This is a genomic window from Mucilaginibacter aurantiaciroseus, assembly GCF_024055595.1.
In the GTDB taxonomy this organism is placed as follows: Bacteria; Bacteroidota; Bacteroidia; order Sphingobacteriales; family Sphingobacteriaceae; genus Mucilaginibacter; species Mucilaginibacter aurantiaciroseus.
This window is the reverse complement of the sequence record NZ_JAMXOF010000002.1, coordinates 992,729-1,017,762: the sequence shown is the minus strand read 5'-3', so window position 1 is coordinate 1,017,762 and position 25,034 is coordinate 992,729. Positions and strand designations below refer to the sequence as shown.

Below are 25,034 nucleotides of genomic sequence, written 5' to 3'. Positions count from 1 at the left end.
ATGGCATTAGATTGTCCCTCCTATTAAAGTAAAACAATGTGGCTAATAACGAAGAATTAAATTTAAATCTATTGTTTCATACAATTCATCATTAATTTGGATGATTTGGTCACCAAATCTAACTTGCCTGAAGCTTTGCCCAAACTACCCTAGCAATAGATTTGTTTATTCGTAATAATAAGTTTCATTGGCCAGCTTACTCAGTTAAATCTATAGTTTGGATGTCGGTTCAATAGATGTTTGCAACCATTTGCAACGGAATCACAAAAAAGAATTTGGTGCCAACGCCTTCTTCGCTGGTTACCCAAATGCGGCCATTACAGTTTTCGATCAGGTCTTTACAAAGCAACAGCCCCATGCCGGTACCAGATTCATTGAGTGTGCCTGATTTGCTGTCTACCTGACTTTTAAAAAGCTTGTTTACCCGCGCCGCCGACATACCCACGCCGGTATCTGTCACAGATACCATCGCATTTTCATCTTGCTCAATTACCGAGACTTCAATAACATCGCCTCCTCCCGAAAATTTGATGGCATTGGTAATTAAATTCCGAATCACTATCCTGATGGAATTAGGGTCGGCCAGCGCCCGTAATTCATAATTGCTGCCGCATACCATAGTTATATTTTTTAATAAAGCCTGTTCGGTCTGATCTCGAACTTCTGATTGGATTACATCGTAAATTAAAAAACTTTTGCCTGAGCTGTTGAAGTTTTCCAGCTGGCTATTTATCCAGAACAAAAGCGTATCTAAGAAATCGGATGTATAGTCAAGCTTTCGTATCACCGTTGGAATCATTTTCAGCATTTCCTGGTGACTGATGGATTCGTCGGACAGGAGATCGAATAAGCCGCGCAAAGTGCTTAACGGCGATCGCAGGTCATGCGCTAAAATGGATATCAGCTTATCTTTTAACTTATTAAGGTCATTTAACTTGTCGGCCTGCTGGTCTATATTGACCTTTTGTTCTAAAACCTCATTGTTTTTGTTCTTAAGCTGAGCATTTATCTGCAATTGCTGCTGCTTTTGCCGGTAATACATAAGAGCGATTAACAATGCCGCGGCTATAATGACAAAAAATATAATGTTTAACAAATCCTTATCATGCAGTTTTTGCTGATACAATAATGCGCTTGCCTTTTGCTGTAAGATTTGCTGCCGTTGTTTTTCGGCATAGTTATATTCGGTAATGTATAAGGTAAACTTCTGAATACTTTCGTCCTTTTTGAAAGTACGCTTCATTTTTTCGAAATCCTTTTGGGCCATAAACGCCTTCTCGTATAATTTCAACCCGCCAAGCGTTTCAATCAATTGAACAGCAGCATTAGTACGCAATAAAACACTGCCTATATGATCGGCAAGAATTTTGGCCTGCCGCGCAAAATTATATGCCTTGGAATAGTCGTGGTTTACGTTGTAATACAAGGCAATATTGATCAGCGTCGCTGCCTTGTTATAATCTATCTTATTATCTGATGATACTTTTAATGCCTGTTGTAGGTAACTTAATGCCTTTTGATTTTGCTTTTTGTAAATATAACATAAGCCCAAATCATTATAGCCCGAACTGATACCATCCTTGTCATCCTGTTTTTGATTAATAGCAAGTGCATCTGTGAGGTACTTAATCCCTTCATCATACTTTCCCTGGGCAATTAACACTTCGCCGATATTTTGTTTGGCTACAGAGATGCCACCATCGGAGTGCATTTTTGTCCATGTTTTTAAGGCCTGGGTAAAATAAGAAAGCGCCTGCGGATAGATCTCCATGTTTTGCAGCATAACGCCGATGTTATTATAATCTGCAGATATAGCTTTCTTGTTATGAAGCTTAGTATCGATATTAAGTGCCTTAAAATAGTAATCAAGCGCTGTGGATGGGTGTCCAAGGTTATCATAATTGTTGCCCATGCTTAAATATAAGCGGGATAAACCCGCCAAATCATTAATTTTAAGTTTTATTGATAGGGTCTTATTATAAAAGATTAAAGCTTTATCATAGGCACTTGACTGGTAATACAAATTGCCGTAAAGCTTATAACAATTGCTGATGCCCAATAAGTCATTTTCCTTGTTGTACAAGGTCATGCTTTCTTTCAGGTTTTTTATGACCGTAGCATATTTTGATTGGTTGATGTATACGGTGGTTGAGGCCAGTAAGCCATCCGCGATACCCTTGCTATAGCTTATATCGCGGGATAAACGGGTAGCCATTTGCCCGTAATAAATGGTACTATCAGGGTAGCTGGAGGTATAGGCGACGGCTAGTTTATTTAATGTGTTTACATGGGCAGTATCATTTAACTGTTTTTTACCAGCTATCGATTTAAGTAATTCGTTCCGCAGGCTATCCGGTTCAACCTTATAGTGATATGCCCAGCACCAATTACCAAAAAAAAGCGATAAAATACTTAGCCATATTTTTGTTTTCATTCAATAGAAAAATAGAATTAGGTTTTTTTGCCTTTGAATTTCCTGCCGTATCGTAACAACGGTACCGTTCCCTGATATTAACACCAATAGACTTTTACGAAAGAACTGACTTTATGTTATAAATTTAATTAAAAATATACTCCATATTATCAAAACGTTCATACATGAGGTTTAAAGATTGCACATTAAATCCTACTATTATTAGGGCAAGTTGGATATTCCGGAACCATTAATCACCTCGTTCCGAAATAGCGAACGGTTGGTTCAGAAACACTTTGACCATGTTAGTTCATTGATTATTAATTGCCATTTTCTAAAGTGGTTACACAAATCGGTGCTCTACATCCTACGGAATCGCCTAGTCAAGCCTTCCGGAATATCCGCACCGTCAATTGACCGAAGTAAAAAGCAGTATTACTGCTGAAACTTTTAGGAATAAATTATTGCGTAAAGCGAAAAAACAAGAATGCTTATTGACATATTTAAGGAACACAATAAGAAAGTTGCCACATTAGTTGGTAAAGAATATGCCGCATGTACGTCGATTCGCTATCAAACCTCACTAAAACACACCCAAGAATATTTGCAGTGGCAATAAAAAGCGTCGGATATAGAGACTAAAAAAATAGGCCATGATTTTATTACCAATTACGAGTTTTATCTCCGTTAAGAACGCAATTGTGCTAATAACTTTGCTTTTAAATACATAAAGAACTTTAAAAAATCGTTGGCATTTGCTTATCAAGCGGGTGGTTAGACAGACCCTTTTATCAATAACAAAATAAGGATTATGCAGGTTGAATAAGTACTCCAAACACTGGAATAAAAAATGGGAAGAGGTAGATAAAAAAGAACGCAAGATCGATGAAAAAGACTTAAAAAAGAAGATAGACAGTGGAAAAGCATCACAAACATGGTGTGATTAAGTAATAACTTCGGCTCTTTTAATTAACGGTATATTTTATCGCCTTCTTCACTAAAATAGTTTATTATCAAACAAAAAGTGCCATAATGCGTTTTAACATGGTTGGAATTAACAATATCTTAACATTATTCTATTATGAAAAAAATAATCGTATCATCGATGGTATTACTTTCTATTTATTCTTGTAAAAAAAGTGATAATAATAAAGGCACCTACAAAGTTAAATATGTTGTAAGCGGCACTGCTGTAGATCAGTTTAAAATAACTATAAATTCATCCGATAAATCAGTATCTACTCCATTTACCGGAACGCATGATACCACACTTTATGTGGCATCGGCCTCAAACATCAAATTGAATGCTAAAGGAAGTGGCACAAGTGTTTTAACCGGGACTATTTATGTTGACGACGCAATTGTTGCAACAGGATCTGATGCCGATGCTAATGGCGATAATAAAACGGAGGTTAAGCTGAATTATGACTTACCCGCCGCACCAGGTAAATACTAAAAATTTATCGCTTTACTTACTAAAAGTAGCGTATAACAACGAAGACCAGTTAAATAATTAACTGGTCTTCGTTGTTATATTTTTTTGCCAAAAATTCGCTCACATTTTAACTTAGTATTTATTTCATCGAAATAATAGTTGTGGCTTTTACAACATTTCACTTCTATAATAGAATTTTGACAAGGCCGACTATTATTGGTATCCTTAAAACGTCATTCTTCACAATTAAAGCCGTTTAAAATTCAATTATTCTGAAAGTTTTCCTCTAAATAGAATTTTATTTTTGCACTTTCAACAATTGGTTTTTTTCACGCTCAGTCTGCAACAGCCTTTCTAACAAAGCAACCTTTTAGTTATAAAGTTCGACGATTTTATCAATTGGATTAAATGAACATTGATAATTTAGCGGCGCTGAGTTATCAATTTATGTATGTATTACAAATAATATTAAATGCATCTTCCTCAACTTCCACACTCTGTTCAATTTTAAAAACAGCTTGCTGGCTTATTTCCAATTAACAATATATTTTCACTACAAGGCAAAAAACCGACACGGCACCCCGGTGTATCTATTAAAAGTGTAAATAACATGCTCGGTCATAAAAACATCAGGACAACGCAGCATTACGCCAAAATACTAGATTCAAAAGTGAGTGAGGATATGCAATTATTAAAGCTAAAACTGGCTAATTGAAGCAGTAAAATTACTTCGCTAAAAATGCTTGGCATGCGAGAAGCCAGATTCGAATCCGTTATTAAACACCTGACAATCAGTATTTTAGATTAAAATCTAAAACTTTATTTTTTTTAATCCAACGTTAGTCCAACACTTTCCTTGATTTTTATTGTGTTTTCATTACCGCAACTGCCTGAAAAAGAAAAACTAAAAATCTTTTTTTTGTTGAACTACGTATAAAAGAGTTTGAATAGCATATGAAAAAAAATAATCAAATCGGCAGTCTAAAAAATACTCCAACCCGGACGTTGCAATTAGGGTTGATTGGTTTAACGATAAGCATCGGCATCGCAATCTACTTCCACACCCTTGGTTTGAGTCTCTCTGCAATTATGGTAGGATGTTTTTCCATCAGCGTTGCCTCTATCCTTACGCTGCAGTTTTTTAAAATAATATTTAATACGCATGTCCTGATTATTGCCGCCGTTTGTATATTACTTATTATAAGTTCGTTCGTTGAGGGCTCATCAACAGGACAATATTTTTATTTTTTCCCCTTAACGGTTGTCATTCCGATTGTGGTTGATAATAAAACTGCAAGTCAATTGGAGTTTGTTTTACTTTTTTTCGCCGTTTTGACCTCATTTGCCATTTGTTTCTATGTGGGGCACACATTTTCTTCTATTGAAAACATTTCTACTCCTGTAGCTAAACAGATAATGTATTCAAACGTTGCATCGGCAATACTTTTAACCATAGTTTTTTCAATTTCAAATATTTTTTATGAGAAGCAATTGATTAATAAATTGAGTGCAATCGCTTATATGCAGTCGCACGAAATGAGAAAGCCGGTCGCCTCCATTATTGGACTTATGGATATTTGGAAAGACGAATCTTACGCTTATAATGAAGAAATTATTAGCATGTTAGAACTAACTGTAACTGAACTTGATAAAAAGATTCGTGTCATTGTAGAAAATAGCACTATTTAACGGAATTAATTTTAAAACACTTCTCTCAAATATTGCAACAGCTTTTTTTGTCTTAAAAATCTTCCCATGAATGGGAGCAGCAAATTTTAGTAACACCAAAACATAACCAGCTCCTACATAGGGGCTTAAGCCCATTGTGAGTCCCGGATAATTCGTTTCCGGGATTTGTACCTTGCCATCTTACCGCTTTTTACTTTATCCGGGCTTTAGCCCGGAGTCTTGCGGTACTACTTACCGCAAGACTTTTCAGGCATTTCTTAACTTCGCCCTGTCTTGGCTTATTAATTAGGTGGCTTTCTTCCACCATGACCTTTTGTTTGACTTCCAATTTGTTCAGTTCCTGTAATTGTTGCTGATATTCTGCAATCTGTTGTTGCTGCCGGGCAATGATTGCACCTTTTTCCGCTATGACGATCTGTGAGGGGCGAGCATTAAACTGGTCTACATTACCCAAATAGGCTACAAAAGTCCGCAAGTGCAGTTTTTGTTTATTAGTTCATTCGTGTTTGGTTTTGAATCGATTTTATCATCGTCAATCAGCTTGGCAATACCGTCTGGGATAATATCCCAAACATGCCTGAAAAACTCCGGTTCTTCGTCACCACGATTGAGTTTAGAAAATAGGACAGGTGGTAATGGTAGAATGCATCGAACTCACTTTCATTACGCTCATAAATTGTATTCAGGAAGTGGCAGTCGTAATGTCCGGGGCACCATGAAAAAGGCATACCGATGTCATAGGGGTGTTCCCGCCGCTTAAAACGTAAGAAAGATTTAAAGTATTCTTTGGATTTAAAGTTTTCTTCCAAGGCAGATAGAAGCTACTTAACTAAAAGTCAGGTATTAGAATTATGCCAAAAAAAACTTAAATATTATGAAAAATAAACAAAAAATTAGATAAGGGTGGTTTTAATAGAGTTGCAAAACTCAGCCATTTTTCTAAACCGCTCCGTTAATTCATTCATCCGGTTAATAAGTTCTTTAAAATCAACTGCCTTTCCATATATCATGCTGTTTCGCGTCAGTCTGTAATCTTCTTCCCTAATAAGCAATATGCCTTTAGGCGGGATAAAATTGATTTGTGATGGCCCAGGCAAATTAATAATCTATACCCCTAAGCATCCCGGCACTTCACGGTCAATGGAGATCAATATCTTCTGATAACCGTTCTATCAAATCTCATGACTTGCTTAAAGAGGTGCTACCCTTATAGACCATGCTGTAATGAACGCCGATTTTAATGCGAAGGTTACCCACCAGTCTTTTTCTATTGCATTTTCTGGTAACCCGGTTTGATTACTGGGTGCATTTAAAATTTAAATGTGCTTCTTTTCTGTTAATTGCAACCATTCAATCGTAGCTATTCATTTTATGGTTTATCGAAATAAGCAACTGCCCAATCCATGCCGGTACCAAATTTGCATCCTCTTATAGAAGATTCTAATCTTCCTTAGTAAACAAGGTAGTAATGCAATCAATTAATTCCGGTGTTGTACCTGTTACGCCCAAGGCTTCCAACGCCTTTATAACAAGGCTACTAATCTGCACTTTAGCAGCAAATTTATTTGTGGGCGGCGGTTTGAAAAAAAATCGTGCGTTTACCAGCTTATAGCGTTTTCGGTTTACCATCCGTCAGTAGGTGACCTATTCGGTGACCTCCGAAGATTATAAAAACTTAAAAATCTGATTAACAGATACAAATTTAACAATAGTGGTTCCCTCCGGCTTCACTTAAAGAAATAACCAAATCGGTTGTTCCCATTTTTTATTTACACCAGAAATTATTAATAGAGAATCAAATTAAAAAATAGTACTTGAAATAGAGTACGATATTTTATATGATTTTGCTTCCTACATCTTAATTATCCGACAAGCGCTTTTATTAAGTATAAATGAAGATTTTGAAATAAAATTTTAAAAAAAACCATCGCGCTTTATACTTTACAGGTACCGGTACATTAATTGCAACGTGTAAATTTTTTTGCATCCACGTTAGTTTAGTTTATGGCTAAATTAACGTATTAGATTTCAGTTTGAAATGATTTTTCGCCTGTTTTTGAAATTCGTCCGGCGTTTGCGCCGTTTGTTTTTTAAAGAACCTGCTAAAGTAGGGCCGGTCGGAAAATCCAAGTTCAAAGGCTATTTCTTTAATAGTATCCTCGCTGTGTATGATCAGCCGCTTAGCCTCCAATATAATGCGGTCATGGATGATCTGGGTACCTGTTTTGCCTAATTTATCCTTCAATATCTGATTAAGTCGCTTGGAACTAATATCCAGTTTGCCAGCATAGAAATCAATATTGCGAACCTGCAGATAGTTTCCTTCCAGCAGCATCAAAAACTCATACACCCTTTTCTGATGAATATCATGCGCAGTAAATTCTTGCTCTTTAACTTTGATCAGTTTTAAAAGAAATACTTTGAGCAAAGTTTTTAAGATCATCAGGTCATCGGACGACTTCTGGTATTCACCGATCAATAAATTGTAAATGCCGCTCAGATCATCTGCTGCAGCTTTGTCTAAACGCAGACATGAGAATTCGCCCTGAACATTAAAGATTTTGAATATATCCAGTAAAAACTCTTTATCCTCTTCTTCCAGGATCTCTCTTTTGAACGATATCAATTCTCCGTTTTTCCCGGCTTTATTCAACTGGTGTACCCGGTATGGCGGAATCAGATAGATCCAGTCTCCTTTAACCTCAAAATCATTAGTTTTTAATGCGTGCAGCGGATCTTCGTTTTTTAACCATACAATCTCAAAGAAGTCCTTTCTACCCGGATCATTCAAATAACTTGGTGGACAGTTATTTAAATTCCTGATGTAGATCATCGCGCTTTCCAGGCGATTGTCATTAGTATCATTCGTCATTACGTAAAGATAGCTACTTCAGCACTAACCTAGTGGATAATCAGATAATTATGGTAGACTATTCAGAAATTACACAATTAAAGCTTTGTATTTATGACTTTTAAGTGATCCTATTTCCAGATAGTCCACCCAATGGGGCTGTTTGTATAACCGTTTGCGCTGGCAGAGGCGATACTTTTGCCTAAGAATTAAACGCTTGAAATGGAGCTATCAAATCAATACAACGAAGATACTGCCGCTGCTGTAAAAGAAAACCTGATACAGGTGTTACACGAGAATAATAAACTGGCAGAAAAGATCGACTATCGCAATTTCGGAGAACTGATCAAAACAATAAATGAGGCGTCTGCCATCTTCCTGATTGCTTCCGGTCGTTCTGGCTTTTCTATGCGTTCAGTAGCGATGCGCTTAATGCACCTGGGACTGAAAGTTTTCTTCGTAGGCGAAACAACCACCCCGGCTATCAAAGCAGGTAACCTGTTATGGGCAGCATCTGGTTCAGGAACGACAAGTACTATCGTGAAAGCAGCCGAAAAGGCTAAACAGATGGGTGCCAAAGTAATCGCGATGACTACTAACGCGTCCTCTTTGCTGGCCGAAATGGCAGATGTGCACATCCTAATCCCGGCAGCTGAAAAAGAGGATCATAACGGAGCGAAATCAAAGCAATATGCGGGGAGCCTTTTTGAACAGGCAGTCCTTTTATTAGGCGACGCTGTATTTATGGAGTTATGGAAAATTGACGGGACGCCTGCTGAAGAGCTTTGGAAACGTCATGCGAACATGGAATAATTAAGTACTAATAAATCATATCAATTCAAATTAATAAATAAAACAATGGCAAAATTACAAGTAGCAATAGATTTATTGACAACAGAGGAAGCATTAGCGCTTGCCGCAAAAGTTGCACCTTATGTAGACATTATTGAACTGGGTACCCCGCTGATCAAAAACATGGGATCGGCTGTAATCACCGCAATGAAAAAAGCACATCCGGATAAACTGGTATTTGCTGATTTAAAAACGGCTGATGCCGGAGAGTTGGAAGCTGATATCGCATTCAAAGCAGGTGCAGATCTGGTTACCGTTATGGGAGCAGCAGGTAACGCCACCATCATTGGTGCAGTTAAAGCCGCTAAAGCGCATAGCAAAGGTGTGGTAGTAGATACAATTGGTTACCCGGACCGTGTGAAACGTGCACAAGAAGTAATTGAATTAGGCGTTGAATTTGTAGAACTACACGCCGGATTAGATGAACAGTGGACAGCAGGATACTCTATCCAGGTACTTATCGACGAAGCAGCCAGAGCAGGTGTACCTGTTTCTATTGCAGGAGGTGTAAATTTAAGCAACATTACCGCTGTTATTAAAGCCGGTGCCCAGGTAGCGGTTGCTGGTGCAGCCATTTACGGAGCTGAAGATCCTGCTGCTGCTGCTAAAGCATTACGCGAAGCTATAGACGCAGTATAGTATCGTTTATCCTATTAACCGCGACCAGGATAAACAAATGACTAATAAACGTGTAACCCCGGATGTTCGGGGTCACGTTTATTACTTCAACCCTATCAGGTAACTTAAACTAAGTTAAGTGTATTTCTTAACGTAAAAAAACTGTAAATGAGATATTTACAAGGTTTTTAAAATTGCATAAAATTCAAGAAGTTTGAATTAATGCAACTTATTTGCAAGGCAATCATTCCATTATTTAAGCAGTTCTGTTTGGTATAAAACCTTTCCCGAAGCATTACAGCTTTAACATTAATTTTTTTATTGTTTACTGCAAAGTATAAAAAGCCGTGGTCTGATGCCTGAAAGCGCCTATATGGCCCCCCGGGTACTAACATCCGTTAACTCCGACCCTGCACCGGAGGGGCCACGTAGTATTGTAGCAGCTTGTTTAATGGGGTCGCCGCTTTTGGTTATATTTAAACCTGCAACTTAACCCTGCAACAATTCGGCAGTGGTAGTTAAAACACCTGCATTAAACTCTTCTGCAACCGAGGTAATAGCACCGGTTACATCCTTTTTACTTGATGTGCCGTAACCTATAACCACAACATCTTTAAGTTGCCTGGCATCGGGCAATAAGTTAACGTTGATGGTATTGTCCGATCCTACTTTTACTTCTTTAGGCTGGTAACCTATAAAACTAAATCTTAAGGTAACGATGTTACCGGTAACCGTTAGGACAAATTTGCCTTTGCCGTCTGTCATTTTGCTTTTATTTGATCCTGAAAAAGCTTGATAACCTTGATAATCAACGAAAAAAACTCAGCAAAGCTGACGCACAAATATATTCTATAAAAACAGTAGACTTTATAGAATATATTATATATTTGCATCGAAATAGTTCTTAATAATTATCAAGAAAGACTGAGGGATAGGCCCGTTGATGTCTTAGCAACCTGTACGCCAAAGGTATAAAGGTGCTAATTCCTATCTGTAGCAATGCAGAAAAGATAATGTTCGCAAGTTATTGCATGCCCGTAAAGGCAATCATTAGATCATTTGGTACCTCTCTTCATTTCGTTGATAATTAAGCCGGCAATTGTTAATCAAAATGAAAAATAAATACTTATTCGTTACCTGCGCTTTACTACTTATGGCAGATGTTGCCGGTGCGCAAACCGTTAAACCAACCGCCCTCGCCAATCAAGATCGGGGTTATATTGTAAAAACGGGTTATGCAGCACCTTCTGATTTTGTACTGCAGCTTGCCGATGGTACTAAAACATCGCTAAATCAACTTGCGGGTAAAATAGTCATCCTACAATTCACGGCCAACTGGTGCAGTGTTTACCGCGAGGAAATGCCACACCTGGAACAAGAGGTTTGGCAGGCTTATAAAAACAAAGGCGTTTTACTTATAGGCGTTGACCGCGATGAGCCGCTGGAGAAAGTTGCCAGATTCCAGAAAGACATGAAGATAACTTACCCCCTCGCGCTTGACCCGGGTGCGGCCATTTTTGGCAGGTTTGCAAACAAAAAAAGCGGCGTAACCCGTAACGTTGTAATAGACCGCGACGGCCGGATAGCTAACCTTACCTGTTTGTATGACCCGCAGGAGTTTTCAGCCATGGTAAAAGCCATTGACGCGCTTGTAAACAAACCTATTGCCGCTCTTAACTAATCATTTTAATAAATTTTTGCTCTAATATTATTACATGAAAACGATCCCTACACTTACTAAACGAAGTCGCTTGAACGCTTTACCCTTCTACACCAATTTAAACCTAATTACCTGCATGCCTGCCATGTGTTGTTGCTTTTAATCTTACAGCAACGTTACCGGTGCAAGCATTCCTGCTAAACCCGGAGAAATTATTACCAATTCATTCTTTACACTTTATAAGCTCACTGGTTAGGTGCCATTCGCCGCAACCCTGCATAGGATTGCTATATTTTATATTGGCATTTTTTATAAAAAAAAAATAAACAACATGTTTAAAATTTACAAACCGATACTGGCAATTGTATTGCTATTACTAACCATACAACAGGCAAATGCCCAGGCTGTAAAAATAAGCGGTGTGGTAACCGCGGCGTCAGACGGGCAGCCGTTACCCGGTGTCAGCATTGGCGTTAAAGGGTCTGCCGCAGGTACCCAAACGGATATTCAGGGCAAATTTACAGTTAGCGCAAACGTAAACGATGTAGTAAAGGCATCTTACATTGGCTTTACCACACAAGAGGTAACGGTTACTAACGACGGCGCACCCCTGCGGATAATTTTACAGGAAGCTCCCAACTCCCTTAATGAGGTGGTAGTAACCGCGTTTAATATTTCTAAAGATAAAAAATCGCTGGGTTATTCTGTACAGGGCTTAAAATCAAAAGATTTTTCGGAAGCTAAAGAAACCAACCTGATCAACTCGTTCGCCGGAAAAATCGCGGGTGTGCAGGTAACCGGCAGCCAGGGCGATATGGGCTCATCCCGCATTATCATCAGAGGGGAAACTTCTATCGCCGGTGAAAACCAACCATTATTTGTTATTGACGGTATTATAGTTGACAATGCGCAACGCCTTGGCACCAATGGCTCACGCGATTTCGCAAACCCCCTGGCAGATATTAACCCCGATGATGTAGAAAGCGTAAGTGTGTTAAAGGGGCCTAATGCTGCCGCGTTATATGGCTCAAGTGCTGCAGCCGGTGTTGTACTCATAAAAACAAAAACCGGCAAAGGAACAGCCGGCCTGGGTATCACCATTAATTCTAACACTTCATTTGCAACCCTCAAGGTTTTTCCGGATTATCAAAACCAATATGGCCAGGGCTCGAACGGAAAATTTAGTTACGTTGATGGTAAAGGCGGAGGCGTAAATGATGGTGTGGACGAAAGTTGGGGGCCGCCTTTGGATGGCAGGCTGATATCTCAATTTAATTCTAACGGGCAACCTGTACCATTTGTAGCCTACCCTAATAACGTGCGCGATTTTTTTAAAACAGGTGTTACCTACAACAATGGCGTTGCATTGGCAGGTAGCGGCGAAAAATTCGACTACAGGATCTCGTATAACAACCTGCATCAAACAGGGGTAGTGCCAAATTCTTCACAGGGCCGTAACACATTTTCTTTTAATGGTACATTTAGGCCAACGCCCAAATTAACAGTTACTACAATAGCTAACTATATTAAAGACGATGCCGACAACCTGCCCGGCGCCTATGGCAGGCGGGCCACCAGTACCATGCTACAGTTTACCTGGTTTGGCCGCCAGGTTGATGTTAATCAACTCAAAAATTACCGCGATGCAAACGGCAACACATTCAACTGGAATAACAGCTATTACAGCAACCCCTATTTTATTGCATACGAAAATACTGTTGGTCAACATAAAAACCGCCTGATCGGTAGCGTGGAATTAAATTACAAAATTATTAGCGGGTTATCGGCCAACTTACGTATAGGTACCGATTATTCTAATGACCGCCGCAAAAGCCGCGTTGCTTATGGTACCAACGGTACGCCATTCGGTTCGTACGAAGAGGATGCTTACGGCGTTACACTAACCAATACCGAGGGCCGTTTACAATACACTAAAAAGCTGAATAAAGACTTCAGTATCGATCTACTGGCCGGTGGTAACATCGCTACTAATTTAAACGAACGCAACTACCAGCTTGCGCCAAAACTGGCGGTAGCCGGCTTATATACGCTAAGCAACTCGCGCGACCCGCTGGTATCATCAAACGAATACTACAAAACAAAAACGTACAGTTATTTTGCATCGGCGCAAATTGGTTTCAGGGATTACGCGTTCCTAAACTTTACCACCCGTAACGATTGGTCATCTACACTGCCGTTGAATAACTTGTCCTACTTTTATCCATCCGTTAACGGTAGCTTAATTTTATCTGAGGCCCTTGATATTAAAAGCGACTTTTTAAGCTATGCCAAACTAAGGGGGGGCTGGTCTCGTGTGGGTAAACCCGCAACAGCCTACCAGTTGATAAACACTTATAATTTTATTGCACCATTTGGCTCAAGCCCGCAACAAAATGCTTCAGGTATATATCTTAACCCCGATCTGAAACCGGAAATAACCACCTCTGGTGAAGCAGGTGTAGAATTAGGCTTTTTAAAGGACCGTGTTAAGCTTGATGTAAGTGTTTATAATACTAATAGCGTTAATCAAATCTTGAGCGTGCTGGTTAGCCCTACAACCGGCTACAGCCAAAAGCTTATTAATGGCGGCCGAATTAATAACAAAGGGCTGGAGGTACAATTAGGCCTTACACCTGTAAAAACAAAAGATTTTTCATGGGATATAAATGTGAATTACGCCCGTAACCGCAGTAAAGTTAATTCGCTTGATGACGAAGGCCGACTGCAAAATTATACCATAGGCACAAACCGTACTGTGCAAGTGCTGGCAGGTGTTGGTAAACCATATGGTACTTTGTTTGGCACCGCTTATCAGCGCGATGTATCTGGCAATATTATTATTGGTGCAAATGGCACACCTGTTATTAACCCCACCAAACAGGACCTTGGTAAATTTACACCAGATTGGCTGGGCGGCATTACCAACAGCTTTAGCTATAAAGGTATAAACCTAAGCTTTTTAGTAGATGCACGTATTGGTGGTTCAATTTATTCTAATACCAACCGTACCGGTACATATACAGGTGTGCTGGCTTCTACCCTTCCGGGCCGTGGTGAAGCAAATGGTGGTTTAAGTTACTACTACCCCGGCAATATCGCATCGGCAGGAGCTATACAGGTAAATACCGGTGCAAGCGCGCCTGCAGGCGAAACCGTTTACGATGACGGTATGATCTTTAAAGGCGTAAAAGCCGACGGTACAGCTAACGCCACTATTTTACCTGCACAGTCGTATTACAAAGGTTTTACCAATGTAGACGAAGCATTTGTTTACAGCGCATCTTACGTAAAACTTCGCGAAGTAAAAATGGGATACACCTTCCCGTCACAATGGGTTAAGGGTATAGGGTTACAATCTGCCACGGTATCATTAGTTGGCCGTAACCTTTGGATCATCCACAAAAACGTGCCCAACATCGACCCGGAAACTGCCTTTAATACCGGTAACGGCCAGGGCCTTGAGGACCTTACTCTGCCAACCGTACGTAACATTGGTTTTAACATTAACCTTAAATTCTAACGATCATGAAACTTAAATATACAACCCTACTATTATTTGGAACGCTTTTGCTAACGGCAGTATCGTGCAAGAAAAGCCTGGTAGAAATTAATCAGAACCCCAACGCGTCGCAAACCGCCCAGCCTGACTATTTGCTTACAGGTGCAATTAAAGCTACTGCCGACACCTACTGGGGCACCGCCAACAACATGGATGCCAGCCTGCTGTTTGTGCAATATTGGGCAAAAATACAGTATACTGACCCCGACAGGTATATTTACACTAACACTTCGTTCCAGGAGTTATGGACGGTGGGTTATGGACGAAGTGTGATCAACTTAAACCAGATCATTAAACTGGCAGACGCGCAGGCTAACCCTAATTATAAAGGTGTAGCGCTTGTACTACGGTCGTGGGTATTTGCATTGCTGACAGATAATTACGGAGATATCCCGTATACCCAAGCCGCAAACATCAGCGAGCACCTCACCCCTGCTTATGACAAACAAAAAGATGTTTATTTTGCCATACTTGACGATTTGAAAACCGCGCAGGCATCGTTAACAGCATCAGGAAAACCTATCCTTGGCGATGTGATCTATAATAATAACATCGCTCTTTGGAAAAAATTCGCTAATTCGCTGCGCCTGCGCATTGCCTTAAGAATTGCAGACCGCGAACCGGATAAAGCAAAACAGGTGCTGGCAGATATACAGGCCGAAAGCAGCGGGTACATCAGCACAAATACGGAGACAGCGCAATTGGTTTACCTGTCTTCTCCAAATCAAAACCCTATTAGCAATCTATTTGATACCCGCGATGATTACCGCATTAGTAAAAGCGTTGTTGATAAGCTTTTCGCTTTAAACGACCCTCGCTTGCCGGTTTACGCCAGCAAAACAAAGGATGCAACTACTAACACTTATGTGGGGATCCCTAATGGTTTATTAATGGGCGATGCCAGCAACCTGGGCTTTACCAAAACATCAAAACCGGGCACCTACTTTTTAGCGCCAAATGCCCCGGCGGTAATCATTAGCTATGCCGAAATATTGTTTGACCGTGCCGAAGCCGCGGCGCGTGGCTTTACTAGCGAAGATGCTGCTGACCTTTACAAGCAAGCGGTTACAGCATCTTTAAAACAGTATGGCATTGCCGATGCGGCTATATCCACTTACACCGCTTTACCTGCTGTACAGTACAATGCTGCAAACTATAAAAAATCTATAGGCGAACAAAAATGGCTGGCCCTGTTTGGGCAGGGATTAGAAGCCTTTGCCGAATGGCGCAGGTTAGATTACCCGCAATTGGCACCAGCAGTTGCAGGTACGCTTAACGGAAAGCTGCCGGTTAGGTTTATATACCCCGGAACAGAGCAATCATTAAATGGTGTAAACTACAAAGCAGCCGTTGCCAGCCAAGGTGCAGATGTGCTTACCACCAAACTTTGGTTTGATGTAAATTAATTAAAAACACAAGGCCATGTATTTAATTACATGGCCTTTATAAGGTGGAGTGGCCGAGTGGTTAGGCGGAGGTCTGCAAAACCTCAAACGACGGTTCGAATCCGTCCTCACACCTCTTAAGAAGTATTGAAAATATTAAAAAAAACGCCTCTGGAGTACAAATAAGGCACAAAACCGTCTGAAAAAAAATACAACGGATTATAAAATTTCATTCCATCGTAGCATGATGATTTAATGGCATGCCTTTTGGAATAACGTATGCGATGACAAAATTCAAAGCAAATGCCTCGGTGATTTTTACAGATAAAAACGGCATAAAAATAGACACCTTTGTAATATTTGATACTGATGAAGTAACCGGTTTAACTCATATAAACCACGAGAATGTGCGTGTTGGTGAGGAAAGTTTGTTACTTCATTCTAAAACAGTTGGGCTTTACCATATGCCACTGGCAGATGCGTTCAGTTTTCAAATGCTTAACAAGCTTAAGGCAAAATATGCCAAGATAGATGCTGAGCGTAAAACGCTACCTATTAAAACAGAAAGACAAAACAGCCTGATGTATCTTTTGGCAAATGCCTCCTGATTTGTGGGTCATAATGCGCTAACGTAATACCGGGCAAATTTACCTAATCAATATATAACTAAAGGCTTCTGTCCAACCGTTTTTTTGTTAACATTATTTACCGGAAACAAAAAGAGGCATCGTTTCCAATGCCTCTTAAAATTATAATTTTCGATCTTAGTTAATTTAGATCAAACCTATCCAGGTTCATCACTTTATCCCATGCGGCAATAAAGTCTTTAACAAACTTGTCTTGTGCATCGGCGCTTCCATAAACTTCGGCAACTGCGCGTAGTTCGGAGTTAGAACCGAAGACAAGGTCGGCGCGGGTGGCCGTCCATTTTGTGGCGCCTGTTGCGCGATCAATCCCTTCGTAAAGTTCACGATCGGCAGATGTTGCTTTCCAGGTGGTGCCCATATCCAACAGGTTCACAAAAAAGTCGTTAGTAAGCTGGCCGGGGCGCGATGTAAACACACCATGTTTAGATCCATCATAGTTTGTATCTAAAGCACGTAAACCACCAACCAACAACGCCAACTCGGGCGCGTTTAGGGTTAGCAGTTGCGCTTTATCTATCAGCAATTCCTCGGTAGCTACAGATCCTTTTACTTTGCGATAGTTACGGAAACCATCGGCAGCAGGCTCCAGGTAACCCATCGCAGCCACATCGGTTTGCTCCTGCGTGGCATCAGCACGGCCGGGTGTAAACGGAACAGCAACGTCATGCCCTGCATCTTTAGCAGCTTTTTCAACCCCTGTCGAACCGGCCAAAACAATCAAATCCGCGAGGGAAACATTTTTACCGCCGTTATTAAATTCTTTTTGAATATTCTCCAACACGCTTAATACTTCCTGCAATTTAGCAGGGTTATTAGCCTGCCAGTACCTTTGCGGTGCAAGGCGGATGCGTGCACCATTGGCACCACCACGTTTATCCGACCCGCGGAAGGTTGAGGCAGAAGCCCATGCAGTAGAAACCAACTGAGAAATGCTTAAACCCGAATCAAGGATATTTGCTTTTAACGTAGCTATATCTTCCTCATTTATCAACTCATTGTCAACAGCAGGGATAGGGTCTTGCCAAAGCAATACTTCCTCCGGTACATCGGGGCCAAGGTAACGGGCACGTGGGCCCATATCACGGTGGGTAAGTTTGAACCAGGCACGTGCAAAAGCATCGCCAAATGCTTCGTGGTCTTCCAAAAAGCGTCTCGATATTTTTTCATAAGCTGGGTCAGCACGTAAAGCGATATCGGTTGTCAACATGGTTGGCTTGTGCTTTTTCGAGCTATCGTACGCATCCGGGATAATATCTTCTGCATCTTTCGCTACCCATTGGTGCGCACCGGCAGGGCTTTTGGTAAGCTCCCACTCAAAACCAAAAAGGTTCTCGAAATAGTTATTACTCCATTGGGTTGGTGTTGTCGTCCAAATCACTTCCAGTCCGCTGGTAATGGTATCTGCACCCTTACCTGAACCATATTTATTAGTCCAGCCAAAGCCCTGCAACTCTATATCAGATGCTTCTGGCTCGTTACCTACGTTATCAGAAGAGGCAGCGCCGTGAGTTTTACCAAAGCTGTGCCCGCCGGCAATAAGGGCAACGGTTTCTTCATCGTTCATAGCCATGCGGCCAAAAGTATCGCGGATATCCCTGGCTGAAGCAATTGGATCAGGGTTACCATCCGGGCCTTCCGGGTTAACATAAATTAAGCCCATGTGTGCAGCCGCAAGCGGATTTTCGAGCGGGCGTGTGTGTTCGTCGCCATTGGCATCTTCGTCAGATACCAACACGCCATGCCCATCTACACCCGGCACCCCGTCTGCATAACGCTTATCGTTACCCAGCCAGGTAGTTTCGGCACCCCAGTAAACAGATTCATCGGCTTCCCAAACATCTGGACGGCCGCCGGCAAAGCCAAAAGTTTTAAAGCCCATAGATTCTAAGGCAATGTTACCGGCAAGGATGATAAGGTCGGCCCAGGAGATTTTGCGGCCATATTTTTGTTTGATAGGCCAAAGCAATCTACGGGCTTTATCAAGACTTACGTTATCGGGCCAGCTGTTAAGCGGCGCAAAACGTTGCAGGCCCGCGCCGCCACCACCACGGCCATCTGTAATACGATAAGTACCGGAACTGTGCCATGCCATCCTGATGAACAGACCGCCGTAATGCCCAAAATCTGCCGGCCACCAATCCTGCGAATCGGTCATAAGGGCATACAGGTCTGTTTTTACAGCTTCAAGATCAAGGCTATTAAAAGCTTCAGTGTAATTAAAATCGCCGCCCATTGGGTCAGATAAGGATGAGTTTTGACGCAGGATGCTGAGCTTTAACTGGTTTGGCCACCAATCGGTGTTACGGGTACCGCCGCCGCCAATGTTATGCTTCATTTCACCGTTTAAAAACGGGCATTTACTGATGTCGTTTGATTCGTTTTCCATTTTTTTTTAGAAGATTATATATTAAAATTGGCTTTAATATATTAATTCTGAAAAGGTATGAATTTAAGATGTGTTTATGTTTACCAACGTATATTTTTAACAAAGAGATGACGGAATGGTTGGCTAAATCCCATCTTCAGATTATATCTGCTATTTTTGTGCCCGTAAATGGATAACAAAGGTCAGTCTTATATTTCTTATTTTAACGAAGGCGAAATCAAAGTTATTGCCTTACCCGAAAAGTTCACCTTTCCGTTTTATTACGAGCCACATCCACTGACGATAGTAGCTGTAGCCGATCTGCAGCAGTACTTAGAAACACAAACCGACCTTGACCATAATTTCGGGTTAGATGATGAGCAGGATGGCCCTGTTATTGGAAAAATGTTTGGCGTTTTGGTGGTGCAGGATGCAGGGGGGAAATTAGGTTATTTATCCGCCTTCTCGGGTAAGATGGCCGGCTCTAACAATCACTCGAAATTTGTGCCCCCGGTTTTTGATATGCTGATAGAGGATAGTTTCTTTTTGAAAGGACAGGATATTATCAACAGTATCAACCAACAGGTGAAGGCTATTGAGAGGGATGAAAACTACAACAGCTTAAAACAAGAACTGGGGCAAGACACTACTCTATCCCAAACAGAAATTTCCGAATTTAAAAAGCTCCTTAAAAGCAACAAAAACGCCCGAAAAGCACTTCGCGAAGCACAAAAAAATGTTTTAAGCGAACAAAATCATGAAGTTTTTGAAACCGACCTGATCAAACAAAGCCTGCGCGATAAACATGAGTTTAATGTACTATCCAATAAATGGGAACAGCACCTGGCAGAACTAACATCGCGCATAGCGCAGTTTGAGGATGAGGTGGAAGAATTGAAAAAAGATCGCAGGGAAAGATCGTCCGCTTTACAACAGCAGCTTTTTGAACAATACGTTTTCCTGAATAAAGGCATGCAGGAGAAAAGCCTGCAGGAGATCTTTAGTGCCACGGTATTTGGCAAACCACCAGCCGCAGCCGGGGAATGTGCAACACCCAAACTTTTACAGTATGCTTTTAAGCATGGGCACAAACCGATTGCCATGGCAGAGTTTTGGTGGGGCACTGCACCCAAATCAGAGATAAGGAAGCACAAGCAATTTTACCCGGCCTGCACCGGCAAGTGCAAACCTATTTTGGCGCACATGCTGGAGGGGATGCCTGTTGATGATAACCCACTTTTAGAAAACTTTCGCGAGAGCTATGAGATAGATATTATTTACGAGGATGATTTTTTTGTGGTGGTCAACAAACCTGCCGAGCTGCGGTCTGTCCCCGGCGTAAACGTTCATGATTCGGTTTATAGTCGATTAAAGGTGAAATTTGGTGGTATTGAGCCACTGATTGTTCACCGATTGGACATGGGTACTTCGGGCTTGATCGTAGTTGCAAAAATCAAAGAAGCACACAAATTCATCCAGGCACAATTTTTAAAACGGACGGTAACTAAGCGCTACACCGCCTTGCTTTCTAAAGTAATCAGGGACTCTGAAGGCGAGATCAACCTACCCCTTCGCGCCGATCTGCTGAATAGGCCAAGGCAATTGGTTTGTTTTGAGGAAGGCAAAAAAGCAGTTACCAAATGGGAGGTAATCCAGCGTAATAAAGATACCACCAAAGTCCATTTCTGGCCACAAACGGGTCGTACGCATCAATTGAGGATGCATTCGGCACATTTGCAGGGGCTTAACGCGCCTATTGTTGGCGATGACCTGTATGGAACAAGCGACGACAGGATGTACCTGCATGCTGCCTACCTGCAGTTTGTACATCCCCAAACCAAACAAACTATTACCTTTGAAATACCCGAAGATTTTTAGTAAAATAATTCATATGCTTACAATTTTAGCAAAATAGAATTATATTTTTGCACCCGTAATGGCAGAGATGAACACGGTGATGCAGTTGGCTTATGATTATTTAGAAAGCACCAATACGGTGGTTTTTTTAACGGGCAAAGCCGGCACAGGTAAAACCACCTTTTTGCAAAACCTGCGGCAAACATCCCAAAAAAAGCTTGCCGTAGTTGCCCCAACGGGCGTTGCTGCCATTAATGCAGGCGGCATGACTATCCACTCCTTTTTTCAGCTTGGCTTTGGGCCGATAATCCCATCAGGCACTGAAAGGCCCGAAGTGCATTTCAACACCGAGAAAAAAGACCTGCTTGCCAACCTGGAACTTTTGGTTATAGATGAGGTAAGTATGGTGCGCCCCGATGTGCTCGACCAAATTGACCTGATACTGCGCAACATCAAAGGCTCGCAATACCCGTTCGGTGGTGTACAGTTGTTACTCATAGGTGATCTTTCGCAGCTTAGCCCAATCATAAAAGATGACGAATGGGGCATATTAAGGCCTTATTATAACACCCCTTATTTTTTTAGCAGCAGGGTGATGCAAAAAGCACCTTACGTACGTATAGAACTTAACCACGTTTTCCGCCAAAAAGAGCAAGCTTTTGTAGATATTTTAAATGAGGTGCGCAACAATACCATCAGCCCGGCAAGTTTGCAAACTTTAAACGACAGGCACGTGCCCGGCTTTAAGCCGACTACCGAAGAGCCTTACATTACCCTCACCACCCATAACAGTATCGCGCAAAAAATAAATAACGAATACCTGGAGGCACTTGACGCCCGCGAGGTTGAATATTCAGCTACGGTTAGTGGCGATTTCCCGAGGGATGCCTACCCTACCGACATCACCCTGAAACTAAAAATTGGTTCGCAGGTGATGTTTGTGAAGAACGATAGCTCAGCCGAAAAGCTCTATTATAATGGCAAAATAGGCACCGTTACCGCATTGGATGATAGCATGGTTTATGTACAATGCGGCATTAATGACATAGAAATTGCCGTAGAAGCCATGGAGTGGACCAACATCAATTACCAGATGGAGGGCGACGAGATCAACGAAACCAACTCGGGTAGTTTCGCGCAGATCCCCTTGAAGCTGGCCTGGTCTATCACCATTCATAAAAGCCAGGGGTTGAGTTTTGATAAGGCAATTATTGATGTGTCCGAATCCTTTGCGCATGGACAGGCTTATGTGGCTTTGAGCCGTTGCCGAAGTTTGGCAGGTATGGTTTTACGTAACCCAATCGCGGCACGCAACATTATTGGCGACCCGGCGGTTACGCGTTTTAACCAACAATCGGCACAAATAGCGCCAGATGAGAAACGACTTGAACAGGATAGGTACCTATACCAACAATACCTGCTAAGCGAGTTATTCAACTTTGGCCCATTACAAACCAAGCTTAAAGAGTTTACCAGCCTGCTGCCCAATTTTGAGCAAGACATCATCGGCGTTGCAGAAAAATTCAACAGGCAGCTAAAAGCCGAACGCAGTCAGCAGGCATCGGGTTATTTCCTGGAGAAACTAACCGAGGCAACCGAAACGCTGCATCTTAACCTTCCTTTCCTGATAGATAAGTCCAAAGAAAAAGCAGCCAAAGCCGACCAGCTAATTATATGGCTGACGAACCGGATACAGCTACTGCAATATTTTGCAGCGAATCAGTTTACTAAACAAACCTATTTGGAACAGGTTAAAAATAAGGCTACCACGCATAACCGTAGTTATCTGAAAGCATTGAACGCCCTGCCTAACGAGGAACTTTACAACGAGCTATTAACCTGGCGCGAAAAGTTGGCAACCTCACAAAAAATAATGCAGAGCATGGTATTCACCGAAAAAACGATGGCTGCCATTGCCGAAAAATTACCAGCAACCCTAAAAAACTTAAGCGGCATAAAAGGCGTTGGCCCACAAAAGGCCAATCAATACGGTACAGAAATTATTACGCTTATCCGCGCTTATCAGCAGGGGCCGGAGAATGACCAGGCGAGTTTGTTTTAATTTTAAACTACGTGCTGTCGGTATTTATTACCTGCAATTTTAAATATTAAGATAGATGAAGTTAGGGGCTTTTAAAATAGCAGCTATATATGTGATTGTAGGGGTGCTGTGGATTATGTTGAGCGACAAGCTTTTGTTTGCCATGCAAAATCATTTCGATCTGGAATTTGTGCTGTTTATTAGCAGCATTAAAGGCGTAACTTACGTACTGCTTACCGGCTTGCTGCTTTATCAACTCATAAAACTGCATACCCGCCGCATTTCCGAAAGTGAATTGCGTTACCGCAGTTATTTTGACGACAACCCCAACCCTATGTGGATCCTCGACCTGCGTACGTTTGCTTTTACTGCCGTGAACGAAGCAGCTATTGTATTTTATGGCTATAGCCGCGAAGAATTTCTCCACATGAATATGCTTGACATTTGCCCGCCTAAAGATGTTGCCGCGGTACACTCCGCCGCACGCGAATTACAGCCAGGCATGAATGACAACGGCGTATGGCGGCATATTAAAAAAGACGGCGATATTATCAGCGTTGCCATAACATCGCACCTCATCCGCAAGCAAAAAAGCGGAAATATTATGGCGATGATAAAAAAGGTTGAACCTTAATTCCTACCCGAAATATTCTTAGGCAAATGCTACTAACGTAGGATTAACCATTACTGGTTCAGATTCCAGTCCGCTTACCCAAAACTGTTCATCAAATTTCTTGAACGATGCCTGCGGAAGTAAAACATCATGCGCCGCTTCATGGTCAAAATGCATAAAGGTTTTACCATCGGCCAGCAACCAGCACCCACATTTAATACCCAGATGGTTTAACTGCTTTACCTCTTCCATAATGGCGGCGATATTAGCCAAGTTAACCAGCGAAAATGTTGTGCTGGTGGTGTATTGTACCCTGTTTACTCTTATAATAATTTATTGTTTATGAGTAAAGATAAGGTGTGCTTTCCAATATTAAAATACTCAATCACGACAGATTGCGGAGTGAATTGCGACAAAGTGTTTATTCCTTACCCTGCATCATATTCACCATAAACTTCACCGCACCTGCCGAATGCAGTAATTCGGTGTTCTTCAGCGTTTCCTCAGCTGTGGCTGATGCCCGCTTAAGCATTTGTGTTTCAAAAGCTTTAACGGCGTTTAGGGTGTCGGGATGGTTTCCGTTTAAAAGGTACTGACTTAATTCCGGCGCATCCGGCATAGCCATATTTACGCCTTCACCGGCGTACGGTGGCATCAGGTGAATGGCGGCGCCAAGCATAACGAGATTTGGTTTAGTTTCCCATATTTAATTGAGCGGCATGCAAAATTGCGGGCGTGGGATAAAATTACCGCTGGTGTTCTCGAATAGTTCATCCCAAGCGTCACTCCAATCGGCGTATTTGTTTTTGAACCATCTAAGCACTTCTGTTTTATTATTGAAATCGATCCCACTTTCTGTGGCCCAACTTTCGGCTGACCGTTCATCAGTAAAAGCCTTGCCAGGGTTAAACCGCCCGGTCCGGCGCCTACAATGGCTATATTTTAAGTTTAAATATTGTTCATTTATAATGAGAAGCTTTTATGTGCTCCCTATTATCGTATAGGAACGTGAGGCGGCTATCTTCTAAAAATATCAGAAGTTTCTTCTA

Annotated in this window: 18 protein-coding genes, 1 tRNA gene, 1 pseudogene and 1 riboswitch; of the genes and pseudogenes, 13 read left to right on the top strand and 7 right to left on the bottom strand. The window is 41.4% G+C overall.

Going from position 1 to position 25,034, the window contains the following annotated elements; all coding sequences use genetic code 11:
• Window positions 1-229: 229 nt before the first annotated feature.
• Window positions 230-2,434 (bottom strand): tetratricopeptide repeat-containing sensor histidine kinase, encoded by a 2,205-nt coding sequence (locus tag NAF17_RS12890; protein WP_252758400.1) that lies wholly within the window; start codon window positions 2,432-2,434, stop codon window positions 230-232.
• Window positions 2,435-3,231: 797 nt separating this feature from the next.
• Between NAF17_RS12890 and NAF17_RS18140 the strand changes: the two genes are divergently transcribed.
• From NAF17_RS18140 to NAF17_RS12875, 3 genes are all read left to right on the top strand, one after another.
• Window positions 3,232-3,360, top strand: coding sequence for a hypothetical protein (locus NAF17_RS18140; protein WP_256474504.1), 129 nt, complete (start codon window positions 3,232-3,234; stop codon window positions 3,358-3,360).
• A gap of 134 nt (window positions 3,361-3,494) precedes the next feature.
• Complete coding sequence (locus NAF17_RS12885; protein WP_252758399.1) at window positions 3,495-3,869, top strand: hypothetical protein; 375 nt, start codon at window positions 3,495-3,497, stop codon at window positions 3,867-3,869.
• A gap of 933 nt (window positions 3,870-4,802) precedes the next feature.
• Window positions 4,803-5,537: a hypothetical protein gene (locus tag NAF17_RS12875; protein WP_252758398.1), complete on the top strand. Its 735-nt coding sequence runs from the start codon at window positions 4,803-4,805 to the stop codon at window positions 5,535-5,537.
• Between the two features lie 190 nt (window positions 5,538-5,727).
• Here the strand turns inward: NAF17_RS12875 and NAF17_RS12870 are convergent, their stop codons facing one another.
• The gene (locus tag NAF17_RS12870) at window positions 5,728-6,012 is read right to left on the bottom strand and encodes a hypothetical protein (RefSeq protein ID WP_252758397.1); all 285 of its coding nucleotides are present in this window, start codon (window positions 6,010-6,012) and stop codon (window positions 5,728-5,730) included.
• A 1,533-nt stretch (window positions 6,013-7,545) separates the two neighbouring features.
• On the bottom strand, window positions 7,546-8,409 hold the full coding sequence (locus tag NAF17_RS12865; protein WP_252758396.1) for an AraC family transcriptional regulator: 864 nt from the start codon (window positions 8,407-8,409) through the stop codon (window positions 7,546-7,548).
• Window positions 8,410-8,610: 201 nt separating this feature from the next.
• On the opposite strand from NAF17_RS12865, the gene hxlB reads away from it, so the two are divergent.
• Together hxlB and hxlA are read left to right on the top strand one after the other, a co-directional pair.
• Complete coding sequence (gene hxlB, locus NAF17_RS12860; RefSeq protein ID WP_252758395.1) at window positions 8,611-9,201, top strand: 6-phospho-3-hexuloisomerase; 591 nt, start codon at window positions 8,611-8,613, stop codon at window positions 9,199-9,201.
• Window positions 9,202-9,246: 45 nt separating this feature from the next.
• Window positions 9,247-9,879 (top strand): 3-hexulose-6-phosphate synthase, encoded by a 633-nt coding sequence (gene hxlA / locus NAF17_RS12855; RefSeq protein ID WP_252758394.1) that lies wholly within the window; start codon window positions 9,247-9,249, stop codon window positions 9,877-9,879.
• Window positions 9,880-10,347: 468 nt separating this feature from the next.
• On the opposite strand, the pseudogene NAF17_RS12850 reads toward hxlA, so the two are convergent.
• Window positions 10,348-10,632 (bottom strand): annotated as a pseudogene (locus tag NAF17_RS12850) (carboxypeptidase-like regulatory domain-containing protein); the annotation flags it as partial.
• 134 nt (window positions 10,633-10,766) lie between these two features.
• A riboswitch (SAM riboswitch) is annotated at window positions 10,767-10,875 on the top strand.
• A gap of 94 nt (window positions 10,876-10,969) precedes the next feature.
• On the opposite strand from NAF17_RS12850, the gene NAF17_RS12845 reads away from it, so the two are divergent.
• The 5 genes from NAF17_RS12845 to NAF17_RS12825 all read left to right on the top strand — a co-directional run bounded on the left by NAF17_RS12845 (window position 10,970) and on the right by NAF17_RS12825 (window position 17,070).
• The gene (locus tag NAF17_RS12845) at window positions 10,970-11,539 is read left to right on the top strand and encodes a TlpA disulfide reductase family protein (protein ID WP_252758392.1); all 570 of its coding nucleotides are present in this window, start codon (window positions 10,970-10,972) and stop codon (window positions 11,537-11,539) included.
• A 310-nt stretch (window positions 11,540-11,849) separates the two neighbouring features.
• Entirely contained in the window at window positions 11,850-15,038 is a 3,189-nt protein-coding gene (locus NAF17_RS12840; protein ID WP_252758391.1) for a SusC/RagA family TonB-linked outer membrane protein, read from the top strand.
• Window positions 15,039-15,043: 5 nt separating this feature from the next.
• The gene (locus NAF17_RS12835) at window positions 15,044-16,483 is read left to right on the top strand and encodes a SusD/RagB family nutrient-binding outer membrane lipoprotein (RefSeq protein WP_252758390.1); all 1,440 of its coding nucleotides are present in this window, start codon (window positions 15,044-15,046) and stop codon (window positions 16,481-16,483) included.
• A 43-nt stretch (window positions 16,484-16,526) separates the two neighbouring features.
• Window positions 16,527-16,598: transfer RNA gene (locus NAF17_RS12830), tRNA-Cys, on the top strand.
• Between the two features lie 148 nt (window positions 16,599-16,746).
• Window positions 16,747-17,070: a hypothetical protein gene (locus tag NAF17_RS12825; RefSeq protein WP_252758389.1), complete on the top strand. Its 324-nt coding sequence runs from the start codon at window positions 16,747-16,749 to the stop codon at window positions 17,068-17,070.
• A gap of 160 nt (window positions 17,071-17,230) precedes the next feature.
• On the opposite strand, the gene katG is transcribed toward NAF17_RS12825, so the two are convergent.
• The gene (katG, locus tag NAF17_RS12820) at window positions 17,231-19,495 is read right to left on the bottom strand and encodes a catalase/peroxidase HPI (RefSeq protein WP_256474503.1); all 2,265 of its coding nucleotides are present in this window, start codon (window positions 19,493-19,495) and stop codon (window positions 17,231-17,233) included.
• Between the two features lie 168 nt (window positions 19,496-19,663).
• Here katG and NAF17_RS12815 point away from each other — a divergent pair, with 168 nt between their 5' ends.
• Genes NAF17_RS12815 through NAF17_RS12805 form a run of 3 tightly spaced genes read left to right on the top strand, consistent with a single transcriptional unit; the run spans window position 19,664 to window position 24,006 of the window.
• Window positions 19,664-21,352 (top strand): RluA family pseudouridine synthase, encoded by a 1,689-nt coding sequence (locus tag NAF17_RS12815; protein ID WP_252758388.1) that lies wholly within the window; start codon window positions 19,664-19,666, stop codon window positions 21,350-21,352.
• 58 nt (window positions 21,353-21,410) lie between these two features.
• Complete coding sequence (locus tag NAF17_RS12810; protein WP_252758387.1) at window positions 21,411-23,393, top strand: HRDC domain-containing protein; 1,983 nt, start codon at window positions 21,411-21,413, stop codon at window positions 23,391-23,393.
• A 55-nt stretch (window positions 23,394-23,448) separates the two neighbouring features.
• Window positions 23,449-24,006, top strand: coding sequence for a PAS domain S-box protein (locus NAF17_RS12805; protein WP_252758386.1), 558 nt, complete (start codon window positions 23,449-23,451; stop codon window positions 24,004-24,006).
• A gap of 18 nt (window positions 24,007-24,024) precedes the next feature.
• On the opposite strand, the gene NAF17_RS12800 is transcribed toward NAF17_RS12805, so the two are convergent.
• Both NAF17_RS12800 and NAF17_RS12795 read right to left on the bottom strand, forming a co-directional pair.
• Window positions 24,025-24,258: a hypothetical protein gene (locus NAF17_RS12800; protein ID WP_252758385.1), complete on the bottom strand. Its 234-nt coding sequence runs from the start codon at window positions 24,256-24,258 to the stop codon at window positions 24,025-24,027.
• A gap of 148 nt (window positions 24,259-24,406) precedes the next feature.
• Entirely contained in the window at window positions 24,407-24,664 is a 258-nt protein-coding gene (locus NAF17_RS12795; protein ID WP_252758384.1) for an FAD-dependent oxidoreductase, read from the bottom strand.
• Window positions 24,665-25,034 lie beyond the last annotated feature (370 nt).